Annotated in this window: 15 protein-coding genes; 7 read left to right on the top strand and 8 right to left on the bottom strand. The window is 65.0% G+C overall.

All coding sequences use genetic code 11. The annotated features are described in order from the left end of the window. Positions 1-8: 8 nt before the first annotated feature. The 4 genes from JEQ47_RS00680 to JEQ47_RS00665 all read right to left on the bottom strand — a co-directional run bounded on the left by JEQ47_RS00680 (position 9) and on the right by JEQ47_RS00665 (position 9,822). On the bottom strand, positions 9-4,337 hold the full coding sequence (locus JEQ47_RS00680; protein WP_198874464.1) for a translocation/assembly module TamB domain-containing protein: 4,329 nt from the start codon (positions 4,335-4,337) through the stop codon (positions 9-11). Beyond that, positions 4,337-6,217 carry an autotransporter assembly complex protein TamA gene (locus JEQ47_RS00675; RefSeq protein WP_442873515.1) on the bottom strand — a complete coding sequence of 627 codons (1,881 nt, stop codon included), beginning with the start codon at positions 6,215-6,217 and terminating at the stop codon, positions 4,337-4,339. Before JEQ47_RS00675 ends, JEQ47_RS00680 begins: the two co-directional genes overlap by 1 nt. Positions 6,218-6,613: 396 nt before the next feature. Then, positions 6,614-8,611, bottom strand: a complete 1,998-nt coding sequence (locus tag JEQ47_RS00670; RefSeq protein WP_210337926.1) for a MacB family efflux pump subunit — start codon at positions 8,609-8,611, stop codon at positions 6,614-6,616. Then, complete coding sequence (locus tag JEQ47_RS00665) at positions 8,611-9,822, bottom strand: efflux RND transporter periplasmic adaptor subunit (protein WP_198874463.1); 1,212 nt, start codon at positions 9,820-9,822, stop codon at positions 8,611-8,613. Before JEQ47_RS00665 ends, JEQ47_RS00670 begins: the two co-directional genes overlap by 1 nt. Before the next feature lie 190 nt (positions 9,823-10,012). On the opposite strand from JEQ47_RS00665, the gene JEQ47_RS00660 reads away from it, so the two are divergent. The 3 genes from JEQ47_RS00660 to JEQ47_RS00650 are packed head-to-tail and all read left to right on the top strand — an operon-like array spanning position 10,013 to position 12,413. Continuing rightward, positions 10,013-10,789, top strand: a complete 777-nt coding sequence (locus tag JEQ47_RS00660; protein ID WP_198874462.1) for an SDR family NAD(P)-dependent oxidoreductase — start codon at positions 10,013-10,015, stop codon at positions 10,787-10,789. A 47-nt stretch (positions 10,790-10,836) separates the two neighbouring features. After that, positions 10,837-11,496 carry a hypothetical protein gene (locus tag JEQ47_RS00655; protein ID WP_198874461.1) on the top strand — a complete coding sequence of 220 codons (660 nt, stop codon included), beginning with the start codon at positions 10,837-10,839 and terminating at the stop codon, positions 11,494-11,496. Beyond that, positions 11,496-12,413 carry a carbon-nitrogen hydrolase family protein gene (locus JEQ47_RS00650; protein ID WP_198874460.1) on the top strand — a complete coding sequence of 306 codons (918 nt, stop codon included), beginning with the start codon at positions 11,496-11,498 and terminating at the stop codon, positions 12,411-12,413. Before JEQ47_RS00655 ends, JEQ47_RS00650 begins: the two co-directional genes overlap by 1 nt. On the opposite strand, the gene JEQ47_RS00645 is transcribed toward JEQ47_RS00650, so the two are convergent. Further along, positions 12,394-13,428, bottom strand: coding sequence for an Ldh family oxidoreductase (locus tag JEQ47_RS00645; protein ID WP_198874459.1), 1,035 nt, complete (start codon positions 13,426-13,428; stop codon positions 12,394-12,396). The two genes, JEQ47_RS00650 and JEQ47_RS00645, sit on opposite strands and share 20 nt — an antisense overlap. A gap of 209 nt (positions 13,429-13,637) precedes the next feature. On the opposite strand from JEQ47_RS00645, the gene JEQ47_RS00640 reads away from it, so the two are divergent. From JEQ47_RS00640 to JEQ47_RS00630, 3 genes are all read left to right on the top strand, one after another. Then, positions 13,638-14,534: an aromatic ring-hydroxylating oxygenase subunit alpha gene (locus JEQ47_RS00640; protein WP_198874458.1), complete on the top strand. Its 897-nt coding sequence runs from the start codon at positions 13,638-13,640 to the stop codon at positions 14,532-14,534. A gap of 221 nt (positions 14,535-14,755) precedes the next feature. Beyond that, entirely contained in the window at positions 14,756-16,465 is a 1,710-nt protein-coding gene (locus tag JEQ47_RS00635; protein ID WP_198874457.1) for a Rieske 2Fe-2S domain-containing protein, read from the top strand. Between the two features lie 289 nt (positions 16,466-16,754). After that, a complete protein-coding gene (locus JEQ47_RS00630) occupies positions 16,755-17,399 on the top strand; it encodes a glutathione S-transferase family protein (RefSeq protein ID WP_198874456.1) in 645 nt (214 codons plus the stop codon). A gap of 6 nt (positions 17,400-17,405) precedes the next feature. Here the strand turns inward: JEQ47_RS00630 and JEQ47_RS00625 are convergent, their stop codons facing one another. The 3 genes from JEQ47_RS00625 to JEQ47_RS00615 form a co-directional block, all read right to left on the bottom strand. Beyond that, positions 17,406-18,146, bottom strand: a complete 741-nt coding sequence (locus JEQ47_RS00625) for a hypothetical protein (RefSeq protein WP_198874455.1) — start codon at positions 18,144-18,146, stop codon at positions 17,406-17,408. Further along, positions 18,143-18,874 carry an ATP-binding cassette domain-containing protein gene (locus tag JEQ47_RS00620; RefSeq protein ID WP_328767780.1) on the bottom strand — a complete coding sequence of 244 codons (732 nt, stop codon included), beginning with the start codon at positions 18,872-18,874 and terminating at the stop codon, positions 18,143-18,145. The genes JEQ47_RS00625 and JEQ47_RS00620 overlap by 4 nt, the downstream gene beginning before the upstream one ends. 142 nt (positions 18,875-19,016) lie before the next feature. Next, complete coding sequence (locus tag JEQ47_RS00615) at positions 19,017-19,397, bottom strand: GntR family transcriptional regulator (RefSeq protein ID WP_198874454.1); 381 nt, start codon at positions 19,395-19,397, stop codon at positions 19,017-19,019. A gap of 144 nt (positions 19,398-19,541) precedes the next feature. On the opposite strand from JEQ47_RS00615, the gene fabV reads away from it, so the two are divergent. Continuing rightward, positions 19,542-20,711 carry an enoyl-ACP reductase FabV gene (gene fabV, locus JEQ47_RS00610; RefSeq protein WP_198874453.1) on the top strand — a complete coding sequence of 390 codons (1,170 nt, stop codon included), beginning with the start codon at positions 19,542-19,544 and terminating at the stop codon, positions 20,709-20,711. Positions 20,712-20,722: the final 11 nt, after the last annotated feature.

Here is a 20,722-nt window from a genome sequence, read left to right as displayed (position 1 = left end):
TAGAGCGGTCAGTAGTCCCGCTCGTAGAAGACACCGAGGCTTGTATTGCCGTCCTGGCCGGCGGCGCCCTTGATAGTGAGGTCGTTGGTGACGTCGAGGTTGATGGTCACCTTCGACTGGCCAGTGGCCCCGGCCGTGACCCCCAGATAGACATTGTCCTGGATATAGGTGCCGGCGGTCACGCCGACATTGCCCTGGTCGTCGGTGACCACGTCGAGATCGGCAAGACCCGCCAGACCGCGCAGGCTTTCGGCAAGGCTCCCGCCGCCACCGCCCGCCAGTTCAGCCGCAGCGGCCGCGAGCTGTGCCAACTGGATGGGTGAAAGCTCGCCCATGGAACGGTTGAAGACCAGGCGGCTCAGCACCTCGTCCTGTGGCAGCACCGGGTTGGAGCTGAACTCGATATCGGGCGCCGAAGCGCGGCCGGTCAGGGTCACGAAAACGGTGATGCCGTCGCCCTCGGCGCGCGCAACGAAATTGAGCTGCGGATCGAGATCGCCAAGCAGCGTCACCGAGCCGCTCTCGAATACGAGGCGCGGCCCGAGAATGTCGAGGCGCCCGCGGATGAGGGTGAAGGCACCGACCGGCTGGATGGCATTGACCGGGCCGGTCAGCCGCACCGAGCCGCCGACTTCCGCATCGAGCCCGCGGCCACGGATATAGACCTGGTTGGGCGCCTCGAGCGCGATATCGAGCCGGAGTTGCGAATTGCTGCCGGCCGCCATGCCGGTGCGTTCGTCGATGCGGGCCCGGTCCAGCGTGCGCTCGACATCGGCAGGAGTATGGACATGCTCGACATCGATGAGCTCGGCCGCGCCGCCGAGGTTTTCCGGCACGGTGATATTGGCTTCCTCGATGCGGATATTGCCCGCCAGCAGCGGTCCGGCAGCGATGGGACCGGTGAGGGTCAACCCGCCCGACAGCGTCGCGACGAAGAGATTGCCATCGGCATAGCGGGCCGAATTGATAGTCGCGCTGAGATTGGCCGGAAAGCCGTTCGAGAGACCGACGGTACCGGAAGCGGAGAGGCTGCCGCCAGTGGCAAGATTGCCGGTCAGGCGTTCGACAGTGGCGGTCGTTCCGTTGAGCGAGACGCGGCCGGCAATGTCGGTGAGCCGCAGGTTGAGCTCCGGATCGACATAGCCGGCGCCGGCCGTGGTGACGGCACCGGAGAATTGCGGATTGGCGAGGCTTCCCGCCACGCGCGCGTCGATATTGGCCGTGCCCGAGACCCGCGCACCGCGATCGGCGAGGAACTGGTTGGCCAGCGCCAGTGGCGCCGAACCGGTCAGCGCCAGCGAAAGGCCATTGCCTGCCAACGGCACCGAACCCGAACCGGCAACGGAGAGACCGCCATTGCCATTGGCGGTGACACTGGTGAGCGTCACCACCTGGTTCGCGAAACTGCCGGAGGCGGCAAGGGTGAGCGGCGCGATGCCGAAGGGTGCGATCGCCGTGGCACCGACGCCACTGGCGCGCGCTTCGAAACTGACGCGCGGGTCGGAGCCGGTGCCCGAAACGGTGGCGCGGCCATTGACCGTACCGGATAGGCCGAGATCGGGAGCCACCGCATTGGCAATGGAGAGCGGGAGGGCGGTGATATCCACCACCATGTCGAGAGCGGTGCCGGCCGTGCCCGACGCAGTGATGCTGCCCGAGCCGACATTGAAGCGGATGGCGTCGAGCGCGACGCTGTCGCCGCGCACCATCAGCGTGGCCGGATTGGCGAGACGGGCGGAAAGCGCGCCCTGTTCCAGATTGGCGCGATCAAGCGCCAGGCGATAGCCGCCTTCGACCGGGCTCAGGGCGCCGGAAACGTCGATATCGGTGCCGGTGGCGAGCGCCGCCTGGGCATCGAAGTTTGTCGTGTCGCCGCTCTGGCTGGCGCGGGCCGTGAGCGTTTCCACCTCGACCCCGGCCGCAGCCACGTTGCTGGCCGTGGCCGAGCCATTGACCATGGGCACGCCAAAGAGATCGGCAATGCCGGCGGAGAGTTCGGCACGGCCGACAGAAATGTCGTTGATGGTGAGATCCGACACGTTGGCGGTGATACCGGCGCCCTGCTTGCCGTCCATGGGCGTCAGCTCGACCGCGGCATTGATGGCACCCGAGGCGTCCATCAGGAGCAGCGCGGCGGCCAGCGAAATGTCATTGGCGGCAACATCGAGGCGCCCGTCGATGAGACCGGTTTCCACCATTCGGGTCAGCGCGCCGGTTATGCGGGTGCCGGCAATCTCGAAGCCGATATCGGATATACTCTGCTGCGCGGCATCGGTTTCAAGATGCGCGGCAAGCTGGGCACGGTGCCCGTCGAGCATTGCGCTGCCGGTGAGATCGCCGGTGACAGTGCCGTTGAGGAGGCTCGCCGCAATGCCGACACGGGCGTCGCCGAGCTGGTATTGCCCCAGTGTACCACTCCCCACCCGACCATCGAGCACCAGCACCAGCGGCGCTTCCGGGGTGGTCGAGCGGGCCGAGCCGCGCACGGAAAGAGCGCCGCTTGCCTGTTCGGAGATCAGCGCCAGATCGGAGAGATCGAGCGCGATGTTGAAATCGGACACATCGCTGGCAAACGCACCATCGGCGGTGAACTGCACTTGCTGGTTGGCAATGCGGAAATCGTCGGCGGTGATGCCAGCCGTGGTGCGGGCCAGGCGGCCGGAGAGGTCGACCGTGCCGGCCAGCAGCCGATCAAGGGCCGGGTCGTCCACCGCGAGGTCGGTGCCGGTGCCGTCGAAGGTGAGGTCGAAGCCGCCGGTGACCGGCATGATCGATCCGTTGGCGACGAGGTTGAGCGCTCCGGTCAGGTCGCGATCGGCGAGGCCGGAGAAAGGCGCGATACTGTCGGTATCGATCTCGATACGCCCATTGAACTCGGTACCGTCGATCTGCCCGGTCGCTTCGGCCACCAGCGCCTCGCCGACAATCCGCAGCTCGGCCAGCTCGATGGGCTGCCCGGCATTCCAGAGCCCGGCAAGGCCGAGGCCGACGCTGTCGCCCAGGGCCGCTTCGACGGCCGGATCGGCGGTGATGCCCGAAAGCGCCCCATCACCATTGAAGGTGACCATGCGTGTGGACGGATCGGACAGGTTGCGGGCCACGCCATCCATGCCGAAGGTGAGCGTACGGGCGGCGAAGCCGTCGGTCTCGAAACCCTCGATATCCATCTGCGCCTGCCAGGTTTCTCCGGCACCGGCACCATAGGCGATGCGCACCTGCGCACCCTGCACGCGGGTCGCGTTGCCCGGCACCGGCAACAACACCTGGCCGCCCGCAGGATCGGCGACGGTGGCGGTGAGATCGAGCAGCGACAGGAAATTGTCCGGCGTGGTCTGGGCTCGCGTGGTCAGCCCAAGCTGGCCGCCGCTGAGGGTCAGATTGGCAATGTCGAGCCCGCCGCCGCTCTTGACCAGAGCATCGAGCGTCAGCCGCGTATCGGCGCCGAAGAAATCGCGATAGGGCTCAGCGACGAGGGTCGAGAGAGGCCCGCCCAGATTGGCGTCGATCTCGAAGCCGGCATCGGACTGGGCGATGGTCGCCGTGCCGGCGAGCGCCACCTGTTCGTTGGCGAGCAACTGCATCTGCGCGGTCAGGTCGGACACCGGCCCTGCACCCTCAAGCGTCAGCTCCATGGCCGGACGCCCTTCGATATTGAGCAGGTTCGCCAGGACGCCGTTCGGCGGCTCGACCAGCGACAGGCCCAGGTCGATCGTGTTGCCCTCGCGGCGATAGGCGACATCGAGATCAAGCGTGCCACCGGGTCCGTCGAGGCGGACAATGTCGAGCACGGTATCGAGATTGCCGCTCTCAAGGGCCATCGAGCCGGCAAGCGAGATTTGCGAGCCGAGGCCGAATACGCCTTCGCCGAACGTAACGCTGGGAACGTTCAATTCGCCGATCCGGATGGCGACCGGGAATTCGGGGATCTCCAGGCCGCCAGCCTCGGGCGGTGGCAGGTCGACGGCGCCTTCCACCGGCACGGGATTGCGCAGGTAGTCGATGGAGTCGGCAGTGAGCGAATTGACTTCGAGCCGGCCGGTGAACAGCGCTGCCTGGTTCCAGTTGAGGCTGGCATTGTTGACGCGCAGCCACACGCCTTCGGCGTCGGAAATGGTGATCTCGCGGATCGACACGTCCGAACTCAGCACACCCTCGATATTGGAAAGGCGAATCTGCCGCTCGGGCGTCGAAAGGCGATCCTGGACGAAATTGGTCAGCCAGTCCTTCTGCTCTTCATTGTTCATGTCCTGTGCCACCAGCGCCACGGGCACGGCAGCCGGCGCCAGGAGCAGCGCAGCGATGAAGAGGCGGCGACGGGTTGTGATCGACAGGGCCATCAGAATGCCTGCCCGATGCCGGCATAGATGGCGTAGTGCGGATCGTCCGACTTGCGGTTAAGCGGCACGGCGACGTCGAGGCGCAGCGGCCCCAGGCCGGTATAGTAGCGCACGCCCAGGCCTGCGCCGAGCCGAAGGTCTTCGAGTCCCGGGAAGGTATCGGCCGCGACATAACCGCCATCGATGAAGGCGACGACGCCGATGTCATTGGTCACCTTGGCGCGCGCCTCGAGCGAGGCTTCGAGCAGGTAGCGCCCGCCGGTCACGTTGCCGGCGCCATCGTCGACACCGATGGACTTGTAGCCATAGCCTCGCACCGAACCACCGCCACCGGCGAAGAACAGCTTGTCGGGCGGAATGTCGACGAGGTCGGGCCCCAAGAGGGCACCCGCCTTGATGCGTCCGGCCAGCACGAAGGGATCTTCTTCGCCGAAGCCGAAATAGGTGCGTCCCTCGACCACGAACTGGGCGCCGGGGGTGCCGCCGCGGAGGTCGAAATAAGGGGCGAGGTTGGCCGCGGCATACCAGCCCTCGGTGGGATCCACCGAGCTGTCGCGGCCATCATAGACCACCCCGGCATAGAGCCCGGCGGTGTTGAAATCGCGAATGCCGAAATGGTCGTCGAACCGCGCGACCTCGAAGCTGGCGCCGCCTTCGAAGGTCAGCTCGTCAGAGAAGAACCAGCTCAGGCCGACGCGGCCGCCTGCCGAGGTCTCGGTATATTTGGGATAGATGGTGCGTTCGGCCGAAACCGTCGCGACGAGGTCGACGTCCGGGTGGAAGAAGCCGGGCTTGGTGAACGTTCCGCCGATGAAATAGTCGAACTGGGTGGTGTCGATCGGATAGCCGATGCTGGCGATGCGCGCATCAAGCCGCAGCCGCTCGGCCTGGCCGAAGAGATTGCGCCAGAGATGGTAGCCCTCCACCCCGAGGCCATCGACGGTGGAATAGGTGGCGCCAAAGCCGAAGCGGCGGCCTGGCAATTCCTCGACGATCAGGTTGTAGGGCAGAAGCCCGTCGCTGCCGATATCCTCGGCGGCTTCCAGGCGCGCCGCGCGGAACACTTCGAGCCGGTCGAGGCGCTTGTGAGCGCGATCGATGTCGTCGGGATCGTATTCCTGGCCGACGGCAAGACCGGTCTGCTGCGCCACGAATTCGGGGTTCATGCGCTCCGTGCCGGTCACGCTCACCGGGCCGAAGGCGGCCAGTCGGCCGGGATTGACCGTGATGACGGCATCGACCGTATTGGTGGCATGGTCGGCGATGACTTCGCGCGACACCACCTCGGCCTTGGCATAGCCCTGCTGGCGCCAGGCTTCCACCGCCAGCAGTTCAGCGGCGGTGATGACAGAGGATTTGGCGATTTCGCCTGTGCCGTAGCCGCGCAGCACCGGCAGCTCGACCTGGTCATCCGGATCGTCGGTGAGCGGCGCCTGGTTGGCGATGGACACGGAGTTGAAGCGGAACAGCGGACCTGCCGTGACGGCAATGGTGACGTCGACCGGGTCCGGCAGATTGGTGTCGGGCGCCAGTGTGGCCGCTTCCGCCCCGGCAATTCGGATGCTGACGGTGCCGCCATAATGGCCCTCGGCATAAAGGGCGGCCAGGAGGCGCCGATAATCGCCGCGGGCCCTGGCAATGAGCCCGGCCGCGCCGGAGGCGGGTTCGGCCTCCTCGGCGATCAGTGCGGAGGCATTGCGCAACGCGTTCTCGACGGCGCCGCCTTCGCTGGAGGTGAACGTCACAAAATAGGGCTGCGGATCAACGATCACGGCCGCGGCGTCTTCCTCGGCCTGATCTTCGAAGAATTTCATGCCGAAGAGTTCGAAGGCATAAGTGGGCGACGTCGCCCCGACCAGCATGGTCAGGCCGATGCACAAGGCGCCAATACTCGTTCCAAGACGCGCGCTTTTCAGTGCTCTATCCCGCCCTTTTACGCAGACAACCAAACCGGGCTGCCTGCGATATTGCCGCAATGGCGGAAAGATTCCGTTAATCCTTCGCACCCCCCGCCCAAAGGGCGAAGATTTCGTGGCGAGTTTAGGGCGGGGCCCGGTGAAGGGCCACCCATTCTGTTGAAGGAGTTCGGTTTTAGGAGGCGAGGCGTGGCCAATGGGCCACGGTCGGGCACTGAGCACTTGGATTGGCCGACACCCCCACCCTTGGTCCCTCCCCACAAGGGGGAGGGGAGGCGATGAACACCCGCGCAGCGGTCTTGCGCCTCCCTCGCCTTGATGGGGAGGGAATGAGGGTGGGGTGACGCTGTCGGTTGATCCCTACTCCCGCGCCAGCGCCTCGACCGGGTCGAGCCGCGAGGCGGAGCGGGCGGGCATGAAGCCGAAGATGATGCCGATGAGGCTGGCAGAGACAATGGCCAGCACGATGGACTCGGTGGAATAGGCCAACCGCGCACCCTGGACGATCGTGGTGAGCCCCTGCCCCAAGGCAAAGCTCAGCGCCACGCCGGCCGCGCCTCCGGCAAAGCAGACCAGAATGGCTTCGATCAGGAACTGCCGCAGGATGTCGCCGCGCCGCGCGCCGACCGCCATGCGGATGCCGATCTCCTTGGTGCGCTCGGAAACCGAGACCAGCATGATGTTCATGACCCCAATGCCGCCCACCACCAGCGAGATGATGGCGATGGTCGAGATCAGCACCGTCAGGGTCGCCGATGTGGACTGGATGGTCTCGCGGATCGTGTCGGTGTTCTGGAGGAAGAAGTCCTGCGTGCCGCCATGGAGGCCCGTGAGCAGCGCGGTGATCTCGGCCTCGGCATCGGCCGTGTCGTAATCGTCCGAAACCCGCACGGCTATGGCATTGAGCCAGCTCTGGCCCAGGATGCGGCTCATGGCCGAAGTATAGGGCACGTAGACATTGGCATTGTCGCGGCCGCCCCCGAAGCCGGTCGCCGTCGCCACCACGCCCACGATCCGCACCGGCACCTTGCCGAGCATGATCACCTGCCCGACCGGGTCCTCGCCATTGGTGAACATGGCGGTGACGGCATTCTGGTCGATCACCGCCTCCTGCGCCATGGCATCGATGCTCGCCTGGCCGAAACCGGAGCCGGCGGTGAAGGTGCGGCCGTTGACCTGGAAATAGTCTGCTCCGACACCCGTCACAGAAGCGCTGGTGGCAGTGTTGCGATAGAGCGCCGTGGCGTTGGAGCTGACCTGCGGCGTGACGCTATTGGCAAAGGGCTGGCCAGCAAGCGCCTCGGCGTCTGATGGCCTCAGGGTTCGCACCCGGCCCGAGCGCATGTCGCCGAAGCCGGAGCCGGGATAGACATTGATCGTATTGGTGCCGATCGACGAGATGTTTTCGAGCACCGTCTGCTGGCTGCCCTGCCCCAGCGCCACGACCGACACCACCGAGGCGATGCCGATGATGATGCCGAGCATGGTGAGGAAGGTCCTGAGCTTGTGCGCGCCCATGGCCCGCAGCGCCATGCGTAGCGCCTCGCCCATGCTGTCGAGGCCGCGCCGCCAGCTTGCCGCCGGCTTGATCTCGGTTTCCGCAGCGGGAAAGCGCCGCGGCTCGACATTGAGCCGGTCGGCGACGATCTCCCCGTCGGCGATCTCGATCACCCGCTCGGCCTGAGCCGCTATATTCTGGTCATGGGTCACAAGGATGATGGTGTGCCCGTCGGCATGAAGCTCCTTCAGCAGCGCCATCAATTCCTTGCCCGAGCGCGAGTCGAGCGCGCCGGTGGGCTCGTCGGCCAGGATCACCTCGCCACCATTCATCAGCGCCCGCGCCACGCTGACGCGCTGCTGCTGGCCGCCGGAAAGGGCATTGGGCCGGTGATCGAGCCGCTCGCCCAAGCCCAGCCGGGTGAGAAGCGCAATAGCGCGTTCGCGCCGCGCCTTGGCATCGGCGCCGGCATAGACCGCGGGCACTTCCACGTTCTCGACCGCATCGAGATCGGGCAGCAACTGGTAGCGCTGGAAGATGAAGCCGAAATGTTCGCGCCGCAAAGCCGCCAGCTCATCCGCATCGAGCTTGCTGACGTCACGGCCGGCAAAGCGATAGGTGCCCTCGCTGGCGCGGTCGAGGCACCCGAGAATGTTCATCAGCGTCGACTTGCCAGAGCCGGACTGTCCGATGATGGCGACCATCTCGCCGCGATGGATATCGAGATCGACACCCTTCAGCACCGCCACCGCCTCCCCGCCCGCCTGGAAGCGGCGGACCAGTCCGGAAATGGAAATGATCGGCTGGTCGACCTGCGCCTCAGCGCCGGCGCGCTCCTTCGGGCTGAAGGGTCGGTTCATCAGCCGCCACCACGCGGCATGGCAATGCCCATGCCGCCACCACCCATGCGCATGCCGCCGCCGGGGCCACCGGCACCCGAGCCGAGCCGCGCACCAGTGGCATTGACCACGAGGTCGCCCTCATTGAGGCCCGAAACGATCTCGGCACTGATATTGTTGTTGAGGCCCACCTCGACCTGCGCCGGACGCGTTTCTTCGCTGGCCGGATCGTAGACCATGACCGTGATGCCATCCGGCCCGCGCAGGGACACCAGCGTCGAGGGCAGCGTCAGCACGTCGCGCGCTTCGTCGAGAACGATGGTGACCGAGGCCGTCATCGAGATACGCAGGCGATGGTCCGGGTTGGGCACGTCGAAAAGGCCATTGTAGTAGACGGCGCTGCCGCCCGCGGTCGCGGTCTCGTCGGCAATCGAGGTGGGCGCCGGCTCGATCTCCCGCAGGGTCGCCTCGATCCGTGCATCCGGTTCGCCGAGGATGGTGAAATAGACTTTCTGGCCCGGCCGGACCTTGACCACATCGGCTTCGGAAATCTCGGCCTTGATGACCATGGTGTCGAGATTGGCGATCTTGGCGATGGTGGGAGTCGCAGAATTGGCATTGAGGGTCTGGCCCGCTTCGACCAGGAGGGCGACGACCGTGCCATCCGCCGGCGCGACGATCTGGGTGCGCGACAGATTGAGCTCCGCCGACTCGACCGTCAGTTCGGCCTGCGCCAATTGCGCCTTGAGCTGGTCGATCTGCGCCTTCCCCTGCTCCACGGCGGCCTGCGCGGTTTCCAGCGCCGTCTGCGAAACGAGGCTGTTGGCGCTCAATTGCTGCTGGCGCACGAGACTGGCTTCGGCGGTAACCAGGTTTGCCTCCTGGTTGCGGATCTGCGCCTCGATGCCGGCCAAGGCGGCTTCGGCCGATTTGACCGCGTTTTCCTGATTGAGACTGTCGATCTCGGCGATGAGGTCGCCTCTCTTGACTGCCTGGCCCAGGGTCACATGCACGGCCTTGATGCTGCCCGAGACTTCCGCGCCGACGCTGACCAGCGCGCTGGCTTCGAGCACGCCCGAGGCAAGGACGGTGGTCTCGATGTCGCCGCGTCCGACACTGACCGTATCGGGTACGGTGCTGGCCTGGGTCGGCGCCAGGAAGTACCACCAGGCCGCCGCTCCGGCACCGCCCAGCACGACCAGCGTGACCAGCCATTTCGCAAACGTCTTCAAAACAATGAGGTCCCGCAAGAAATCTGATTTGCCATGAGGATAGTACGAAAGGCCCCATGGCACACGTTAGCACTTTGTAAGGTTGGCAAGCTTTGCCTGATGTGGCCAATCAAAGGCTTGGGAGTGGTTGACCTCCCGGCAGGCCCGGTCCACCCTGCGGGCTGTCCCTGCCTTCCCCGATGGATTTGCCATGTATCCGCTGCTCGATCCCAGCCGCTTCACCGTCTTCATCACCGGCGCCACGTCCGGCTTCGGCGAGGCCGCCGCCCGCCGCTATGTCGCCGCCGGCGGCAAGGTGATCGCGACGGGCCGCCGCGAGGACCGGCTCGAAGCCCTGCGCGATGAACTGGGGGCCGAGCACTGCCACATCATCGCTCTCGACGTGCGCGACCGCGCCGCCATGGAAGCGGCGATTGCCGCCATTCCAGCGCCCTTCGACCAGATCAACGTGGTGCTCGCCAATGCCGGTCTGGCGCTCGGCCTGCAGCCCGCCGCCGAAACCGATCTCAACGACTGGGAGACGATGATCGACACCAACATCAAGGGTCTCGTCTATACCGTGCGCCTGCTGCTGCCCGGCCTGATTGCCCGCGGCGGCGGTCATGTGGTGACTTTGGGCTCGGTGGCCGGCGAATATGCCTATCCCGGCGGCTCGGTCTATGGCGCCACCAAGGCCTTCGTGAAGCAGTTCGCGCTCAACCTGCGCTCGGATCTGCAGGGCAAGAAGGTCCGCGTCACCAATATCGAGCCGGGCCTGACCGAAACCGAATTCTCGCTGGTCCGCTTCAAGGGCGACGAGGGCAAGGCATCCGCGCCCTATGCGCGGACCGAGGCGATGAATGCCGAAGACATTGCCGAGAGCATCTTCTGGGCCACGAGCCTGCCTGCGCATGTCAACATCAACAAGATCGAGATGATGGCGACGACCCAGGCTATCGGGCCATTCGACATATATCGCGAGGGCTGACAGCGGCCGGGCATTTGGGCAGTATGCGTCCCCATCAGGAGGACTTCATGCTGCCCACGCTCGCCCGACTTCTCCCGCTCGCCGCCCTCTTCGCCACACCGGCCTTTGCCCAGGTCTCGCTCAAATCCATCGGCGATACCTGCCTCGAAACCGCACTCGACGAATGCAAGGTGCTGACGGCCGGCTATTTCAACCGCGCCGACTACAGCGATGCCGAGGGCCAGCCGCTGATCGCCTGGCAGACCCAGGCCGGCTCGACCCCTGATGACGGCGTCATCGGCGGCTTCGTGCTGTTCCGGCACGATGGCGAGGGCTGGACCCTCCTCGACAGCGGCTTCGAGGGCTTTTACCAAGTGCCCGTTTTCAACGAGGACAATGTGCTGCATGTGCCCGGCTATTCGCAGGGCACCGGCGTGTTCAACACCGACCGGCTCTACCGGCTCGAGGAAGACGGCACGACCTGGACCAGCATCAACATGGGCACCTGGCTCGACGGCGTCGAGCTGCCCGAGGGCAAGGAAATCTGGAAAGGCGTCCAGTTCGACTTTTCCAATCCATGGTCCGGCTATGTCGCCCGCACTTCGCTCTGGCAGGGTGACGATGGCAATTGCTGCCCCAGCGGTGGCTCGGCGGTGATCAGCCTCGAAATCCAGGGCGACAAGCTGGTCGGCAAGGAAGCCGAATACACTCCGCCCGCCGAGGAATGATGCTCACCGCGCTCGAAATCGGGCTCCGCATGGTCGGCGTCTTCTATGTGCTGGCCGGGTTCCTGGCCATGCATGGCGCCGTCTCGGACCGGATGATGGACCTGATGCTGAGCGCGCTCACCCTCGAACCGCAGCCGGCGCGGGAAGGGCAACGGCGCGCCCTGTGGACCGTCTCGGCGCTGGCCATAGCCATGGGCGGCGGCGCGCTGATGGCGCTGAGCCTCTGGGCCGTGCCGCTGTTCCTTGTGGGCCTCGGCACCCAGGCCTTCTACCTGGTCTGGGCGCGAACCGCCTATCCGCCCGAAAATGCGGATGAGGAAAAAGGACGCCGGCAGACCATCAATGCCGCGCTTCTCTATGCGGTGGCGACCTTGGGTGTGGTTGCGGCGGCTTCGGCGGGTCTCCTGCGGCCCTGGCTCGATCCCTGGGCTCTGGCAGCGCCGGCTGCCGGGCTCTTCCTGCTCTTCGCCTTCGGCCGGCAATTGTTCTGGAAGGCAAAGTCCCCGGGCATGGCCTTCCCGCCCGACGACGAAGAGGACGACATCTACTATCCCGATCCCGGGCCCATCCCCGTCGTGACGCGTGTGCGGCTCGAGCCGCGCTGGGGCTGCTATGGGCTGATCGACGCCGACACCGACGAGGACTGCCAGCCCGACCTTTATGTGCCGGACGAGCTGGCCAACCGCATCCATTGGTGGACCATGACCTTCGACGGCACGCGCGACACGTTCACGGCCGTGTTCGAGGATCGCGAGGACGAGGCGCGTCACCGGCGCGAAGGCGACGAGATCGTCGCGGAGCTCCGCGCCGTTTTCGGTGCCGACAATGTCGAGGGGCCGATCTACCCCAGTACCATTGCCTATGTCGGCCCCGATATCGACGCCGACGGCAACACGCTCAAAGCCCCAGAAACCTGACCGTATCCGGATCGACGGGAATGCCCCGCGCCCGGCGGGCGTCCATCTCCGCCCATTCGCGATCGCCCGGCGCCATCACCGTGCCGCCCTCGCGCACCGCCGAGCCGCGCAGGCTCGCCAGATACTGCGCCATTGCCGCCCCGAACAGGGCGCGGCCGGCGAACTTGTCCGGATCGATGACCAGCACGAAATGGCCCATATTGCGGGGCGTCGAAATATCGTCGCCGCCATACATGGGCAGGAAATCGGCATCCAGCGTGGTACCGTTGAGCAGCGCCGAAAACAGCGTCGCGACGCCAGCCAGCGCGGCGCCCTTGTAGCCATAGTCGACCCCGCCCAGGGGCAACAGCATCTCGGCCTCATGCGGATCGGTCGTGGGTTCGCCCGCCGATGTCGCCGCCACGCCTTCGGGCAGGGCTTTGTCGAGCGAGCGATGAAGCATCACCCGGTTGAGCGGTATGGAGCTCGTCGCCATGTCGAGCAGCCACGGTCTTTGCCCAGGCACCGGCGCGGCAAAGGCCAGCGGATTGGTGCCGTGGAATTTTTGCGCGCCATCGAATAGCGCCACGACCGAATCGGTATTGGTGGTGGCAAAGGTGACAAACCCCTCTTCGGCCCCTGCCAGCGCATAGGCGCCGGCCGCACCCAGATGCGAGGAATGCTTGACTCCGACCGCACCGACCCCGGCCTCGCGGGCCAGCTCCATGCCCACTTCGACCGCCTTGTAGGCCGCATAGTGGCCGAGCCCGTCGTCGCCATGGACGGTGGCGCTACCGGCGCCGCGTTTTTCCACGGTCAGTTGCGGATTCTTGTTGAGGCGGCCACCACCCAGCATGCGGCAATAATGCGCGACCAGCCGCACGCCATGGCTGTCAACGCCAACCAGCGAGGCATGGAGCATCGCCTTGACGGCCGCCTGCCGGGACTCGGCACTGGCGCCGGCCTCGGCGAGGCGCTCGTCGACGCGCTGTCGCAACAGGTCTGCGTCGAAGCGTGCAGCGTTATCGATAGCCATTTGTAACTCTTTCCTCCCCGGCGTCATTCCCGCGAAAGCGGGAACCCCTGTTGCCGCAGGGTCCGCAAACGGAGGTCCCCGCTTTCGCGGGGATGACGTTGCAGAGGGTATAACAGCCCCATGCCCCCAACGCATGGCCCGTCCGCAACTTTATGCTGGCACACCTCGCCCATGGGTTTATGCTCATGTGACAAAGTTGAGACTGCCCCATGCCCCAAGCTCCCGATCCGATCACGCGCAACCTCTGGCACGTGGTCGCTGCCACCGATGAATTGCCTATCGGCCTCGTCGAAACCACGCTGCTGCTCGATACACGCCTGGCGCTGACCCGTGGCAGCGATGGCGAGCCCGTCGTGTGGCTGCGCACGGACGAGGAAAACGGGGACGAGATCGACGCCGATTCCGTGCTCGAGCGCCTGCCGGTGCGCACCGCCTATGGCTATACCTGGACCTGCCTCGGCACGCCCGATGCCGAGCTGTTCCCGATCCCCGAATTCGCCGAGCCCGACCGCGTCAACATGAGTTGCGGCTCCATCGGCATCCACGTCTCGGCGCCCCGGGCGGTGGAAAACTTCCTCGACATGGGTCATTTCCCCTATGTCCATACTGACATTCTGGGGTCCGAGCCGCATACCGAGGTCAAGGAATACGACGTCGAGGTTTCGGAAGAGCGCGACGAAGTTCTGGCCACAAAATGCCGCTTCATCCAGCCCATGGCCGCCAAGTCGGCCGTCGGCGCGATGGAAGTGGAATATGTCTACCGCGTACCGCATCCGTTCTGCTCGGTGCTCTACAAGTCCTGCCCCGAGGACGAGACACGCCGCGACGTCATCGGCATTTTCCTCCAGCCCATGACCGAGGAACGCTGCCGCGCCCATCTCCTGCAATCGATGATCGACTCGACATCCACCATCACCGATCTGCGGCGCTTTCAGCAGACGATTTTCGGCCAGGACAAGCCGATCCTCGAAAACCAGTACCCCAAGAAACTGCCGCTCGACCCGCGCTCGGAAACCCCGATCCGCGCCGACAAGAGCGCCATCGCCTATCGCCGCTGGCTGAGCCAGAAGGGGATTACCTATGGGGTGATTCCGCAGGCCTCTTAGTTTGGCGCCCACCGGCGCCCTCCCTCCCCCTTGCGGGGAGGGTAGCGGAGCTAGGCCCGCTAGGCCGTAGCGAAGCTGGGTGGGGGATTGGCGGGCACTGAGTCCGTTGCACACCCCACCCAACCCTCCCCGTCAAGGGGAGGGAGTCAGATCCAGTCCCGTACGCCAGGACTGCGATTGAGCCGAAGCTGATCGTGGCGCGATCAAACCTCGGATGAACCATGCCCCTCAGTCTCTCCGACCCCAATTGGTATCCCATCGCCTCGAGCGAGGACCTACCCTTTCGCCACGTCTACCAGGGCCAGCTTCTTGGCCGCGAGCTCGCCGTCTGGCGCGCCGACGATGGCAATGTGAACGTCTGGGAGAACCGGTGCCTCCACCGTGGCGTGCGGCTTTCCATAGGCATCAATGAGGGCCAGGAGCTCAAGTGCCAGTATCATGGCTGGCGCTATGCCAACCAGTCGGCAGGCTGCACCTATATTCCCGCCCACCCCGCGGATGCCCCGGCCCGCCGTATTGAGAACCGCAAATATCCCATTCGCGAGGCCTTTGGCCTCATCTGGTCGGCCGCCAATGACGACCAGGCCTATGCACCCTTCCCTGGTTCGGACGGACACGACTGGTTCGCGCTTCGGCCCATGCCGGTCAATGCCACACCCGAGGACGTGGTGGCCGGACTCGCCCGGCTTGCGCCCGATGACGAGCCGGCCGACCTCCTGCCCGCCTTGGTGGTGCGCGTCGGTGGCGTCACCTGGTTCGTGCAGCCGGTCGATGCGGGTCGCGCGGTCATCCGCGGTCTCCTGCCCGAAAAGCCTGCCGACGAGCTGGCGACGCTTCGCCACTACAACGAGTTGCTGACCAAGCTGCGGGACCGGCTCGAACGCGCCGCGGCCAGGAAGCCGGCGCCCGAACCGCTGCAGCCGGTATTCGAAAAGGTCTCGGCGGACCTTTCCACCATGCCCGACATTGCGGTGCCGCGCGGCAATACCCTGACGGTCGTGGTGAAGCGCAAATGGCAGTCGGCAGATGGCGTCATCGGCTTCGAACTGGCCGATCGCGACGGCAAGCACCTGCCAACTTTCCAGCCTGGCGCCCATATCGACGTGCACCTGCCCAATGGCCTCGTGCGGCAATATTCGCTGACCAATGGCCCCGGCGACCTCTCGCGCTACGTCATCGGCGTCAAGGCCGAGAGCGCATCCAAGGGCGGATCGAAAGTATTGGTCGAGACGGTGCGGGAGGGTGACCTCCTGCAGATTTCCGAGCCGCGCAACAATTTCCCGCTCAGGCGCGACGCCACCCGCACCGTGCTGATTGCCGGCGGCATCGGCATCACCCCGCTACTGTCGATGGCGCGTTTCCTAGACAAGTCTAGCCTTCCCTACGAGCTGCACTACTTTACCCGCAACGATGAAAGCGCCGCCTTTTCGAGCGAACTGGGTGTGCTCCATGGCCATGTCGAGCGGCATGCCGGCCTAGCCCGCGACGCCATCCGCGCCAAGGTGGCCGCAGTGATGGGGCCGTATCAGTTCGCCAACCACGTCTATATCTGCGGCCCCGGCGCCATGCTCGAAATGGTGCAGCAGGTGGCCGCGGACCTGGGCTGGCCCGACGAGGCCGTGCATTTCGAATACTTCCAGAACGACAAGGTCATCGACTCATCGAGCGCCTTCGACGTGGAACTGGCGCGCTCGGCCATGACCCTGCATGTGCCGGCCGGAAAGACCATTCTCGAAACCATGCGCGAGGCCGGCCTAACCGTCCCCTCATCCTGCGAACAGGGCGCCTGCGGCACTTGTCTCACTACGGTCATGGAAGGGGAGGTCGACCACCAGGACGTCTATCTCAACAAGACCGAGAAGGCCTCCAACACCTGCATGATGACCTGCGTCAGCCGCGCGAAGTCGGATCGACTGGTGCTGGATATATGATGGTGCGGCAGATTTTTGGCGCAGCCGTCATCCGGGACCGTTCAAACCCACCGGGTCATTCCCGCGAAAGCGGGAACCCCTGTTGGTCCGCAGACAGAGGTCCCCGCTTTCGCGGGGATGACGCCGTGCCGGTCAGAAGCCTAGGTCTTCGAGCAATCACCCTTCCCATCCCCTCCTTCGTCATCACCCGGCTTGACCGGGTGATCCATCTCTCCTCGCATTCCGCGTTTGCGGCATGGATTGCCCGGTCGAGCCGGGCAATGACGGCAAACGGCAATCTGGTGACCCCATGATCACCCTTTACGACTTCGAGCTCTCCGGCAATTGCTACAAGCTGCGACTGCTGATGAGCATCCTCAACCTGCCCTATGACATCGTGCCGGTGGATTTCTTTCCCGGCCGCCAGCACAAGGCCGACTGGTTCCTCAGGCTGAACCCGTTCGGGCAATTGCCGGTGCTGAAGGATGACGACCTGGTCCTCTCGGACTCTGGCGCCATCCTCGCTTACCTCGCGAAAAAATATGACACCTCGGGCCTGTGGTTCCCGGACGATCCGGCAATCACCGCCGAGGTGTTGCGTTGGCATGCCGTGGCCGACGACATCACCTCCACCAGCTCCGCCGCCCGTCTCGCCCTCGGTTATGACTACAATTTCAATATCGAGAAAAGCCAGCGGGGTGCCCACCGCATCTTCCGGCTGATGGACGAGCATCTGTGGTTCGGGGAAAAGGCCGGCCGCGACTGGCTTTGCTCGCCGGCCCACCCGACCACCGCCGACATTGCCTGCTTCCCCTATGTGATGCTGAGCGAGGAAGGTGGCATTTCGCGCCAGGACTATCCCGCCCTCCGCCGCTGGACCGACCGCGTCCGCCGCATACCGGGCTTTACCGTGATGTCGGGGATATTCCCGGCTGGCCCCGCCAAGGTGGATTGAAGGCGGCTAGGCCGCCTTCTTCCGGATCGCGGCATCGCGGCCGAACATCCAGGCCCCGCCGAAGAGCACGGCGACGCAGAGCACATGTAATACGGTAGCGAGCAGGGCATTGGGCTCGGACGGCACCACGCCTTCGCGAACCAGGAACTGCAATGGGCCATCGGTGCTGGCCATGCCGAGGCCTGCGATCCAGGACACAGCCAGCACAGCCGGAACGCAGAGCGTCGCCAGGGCCGAGTTGCGATAAAAGGCCACGCCGAAGAACAGGCCGCCGGCGCCATAGAGCGCGAAGGTCAGCCAGCCATGCAGGAACAGCATCGGGAAATCGAACGGGCCATCGTAGAGCCGGTTGTCGTCGAGAACCTGCGGCCAGCCTGCCGTGCCGTAGATTAGCGCCTCGGGCAGGAAGGTCACGACGCAGAGGGCCGCGACCAGGGCCGAAAACAGCAGCGTGAAGATAAAGGCCGATTTCAGAAACCCGCGCCGGCTCTGCCCGTGCATGACGTGCAATTCGAACATCTGCCAGCCCACGTAGCAGCCGATTGCCAGCACATACCATTGCGCTATGCCCAGACCGAACCCCCAGCCGCTGACCTCGATGGGCCGGAAGAACGACACCACGACCGGAATGATCAGCATGACCAGCGAAAAGCCGGCCCAGACCATGCCGGCAAACAGGCCTTGCTCCACGAGAAGGCGTTTGGGAAATAGGGCAAAGCCCTTGGGCAGTCTTTGTGCGGTCGTCATTTCTGGTCTCCCTCGCTGGTGAGGTGAACGAAGATGTCCTGGATGGGCATGGTCCCCATTTCGAGGTTTTCGGCGCGGGCACGCTGGCCGACATCAGCCAGTTCGCCATAGACGGCGACAGAGCGCGTCGGGCCCAGGTCACGCGTCGAGAGCACGCGCAGCCCCGCCGTCGCACGGTCCACCGCATCGCGCGGCCCTACCAGCGTAGCCCCGCGCCCCTGCAGGGTCTCGGCATCCTCGCGCAGCACCAGACGCCCGGCATCGATGATGATGATGTCTGAGAACAGCCGCGCCACTTCCTCGATGAGGTGCGTGGAAAGGACAATGAGCCGCGGATTATCCATGTAGTCGGCCAGGAGCGCGTCGTAAAAGGCGTAGCGGGTAGGCGCATCCATGCCGAGATAGGCTTCGTCGAAAATGGTCAGCGGCGCCTGTGCGGCCAGACCCAAGGTCGAGGCCAGGGCCGAACGCTGCCCGCGCGACAGGGCGCTGACTCTCTTTTTGCGGTCGAGCCGGAACTTTTCCAGCATGTTGCCGGCGACAGCCTCGGACCAGTACGGGCGCATGTCGGCCGCAAATTCGAGCGCGTAGCCGACGGTTTCCGTGCTGTCGACCATGTCGCCACTCTCCCGGATAAGGCAGATCTGGCTCGTGGCTGCCTCGTTGTCAAAGACCGGCGCCCCATCGACCAGCACCTCTCCTCCATCGGGGCGGCGCAGGCCGGCCACGGCCGAAAGCAGCGTGGTCTTGCCCGATCCATTGCGCCCGAGCAGGCCGCAAAACCGGCGCCTTCGAGGCGCAGCGAGAGCTTGTCCACCGCAACCACGTCGCCAAAGCGCATGGTGAGGTTCTGGATATCGAGGGAAAGGGTCATGAGGGATCCTTCTTGGTCGGTTCAGCGGCGGCGGCGCGAACCTGGTCGGCCACCTCGTCGAGTGAAATGCCCAGCGCCTTGGCTTCCGCGATCATCGGCGCGACATGCTCAGTGAAGAATTGCGCCCGCCGTTCGCCCAGGAGCTTGGCCTGTGCCTCGGGGCTGACGAACATGCCGACCCCGCGGCGCTTGTAGAGCAGGCCCTCGTCGATCAGTTCCTGGAAGGCCTTGGCCGCCGTGGCCGGATTGATGCCGTAGAAGGCTGCATACTGATTGGTGGACATGACCTGTTGATCCGCACCCAACGTGCCGGTCACGATATCGGCGCGGATGCGATCCCCGATCTGCCTGTATATCGGAACGTGGTCGCTGAACACGTTTACCTCACTGGTTCATCACTTGACTAATGAACCATATAAGCGCGAATTGGTTCCCGTCAAGGGTGCAGGCAAAACATCGGCTGATGTCTGGAATTGCATGTGCATCCGGGCTATTGGCAGAGAACACGAGGAGAAAATCCCATGATCATCGAGCCCAAGATCCGCGGCTTTATCTGCACCACCGCCCATCCCACGGGCTGCGCCACCAATGTGCAGCGACAGATCGACCATGTGGTGATCAAGGGGCCGATCCCGTCCGACCGCAAGCGCGTCCTCGTTCTCGGCTGCTCGACCGGTTATGGCCTGGCCTCGCGCATCGTCACCACCTTCGGCAGCGGCGCCGATACGGTGGGCGTCTCCTTTGAACGCGAACCGGGCGAGACCAAGCCCGCCTCGGCCGGCTGGTACAACAATCGCGCTTTCGAGAACCGCGCCCGCGCCGCCGGTTCGAAGGCCGTGACCATCGAGGGCGATGCGTTTTCCGATGAGGTGAAGGCGCAGACGATCGAAGCCATCAAGGAAACGTTGGGCCAGGTCGATCTCATCGTCTATTCGCTGGCCTCCCCGGTGCGCACCGATCCCAGGGACGGCGTCACCTACCGCTCGGCCATCAAGCCCTATGGGTCGCAGGTCACCTCCAAGACCCTCAATACCGGCACGGGCGAGGTTTCGACAGTCACCGTCGAGCCGGCCACCGAAGAAGAGGCCGCCGCCACCGTCAAGGTCATGGGCGGCGAGGATTGGGAACTCTGGATCGCGGCGCTTTCGGAAGCGGGCGTGCTGGCCAAGAATTTTGCTTCGCTCAACTATACCTATCTTGGGTCCGAGCTGACCTGGCCGATCTACCACAAGGGCACCCTGGGCAAGGCCAAGGGCGATCTCGACCGCGCCGCGGCCGCCATCCGCGCCCAGCACGGCGAGAATGCCGCCCATGTCGTGGCCCTCAAGGCCGTTGTTACCCAGGCCAGTTCCGCCATTCCGGTGGTGCCGCTCTATGGCACGCTGCTGATCAAGGTCGAGGACGAAATGGGCTTGGGCGAAGGCCCGATCCAGCAGATCGATCGCCTGTTCCGCGACAAGCTGCAGGGCACCATCGTGCTCGACGAAGCCGAGCGCATCCGCGTCGACGACTGGGAACTCTCGGAAGCCATGCAGGCGGAACTGAAGAGCCGCTGGGAAAAGCTCGATACCGAGAACCTTGCCGAGCTCGCCGACCTGCCCAAGTACCGGATCGAGTTCCTCAAGCTGTTCGGCTTTGCGGTCGGCGGCGTCGACTATTCAAAGGATGTCGATCCGCGCGTCGTCGACTGACGCAACGCGGG

The organism is Devosia sediminis (assembly GCF_016411825.1).
Taxonomy (GTDB): domain Bacteria; phylum Pseudomonadota; class Alphaproteobacteria; order Rhizobiales; family Devosiaceae; genus Devosia; species Devosia sediminis.
Note: the sequence above shows the minus strand (reverse complement) of the source record. Positions and strands in the feature narration are given on the sequence as shown.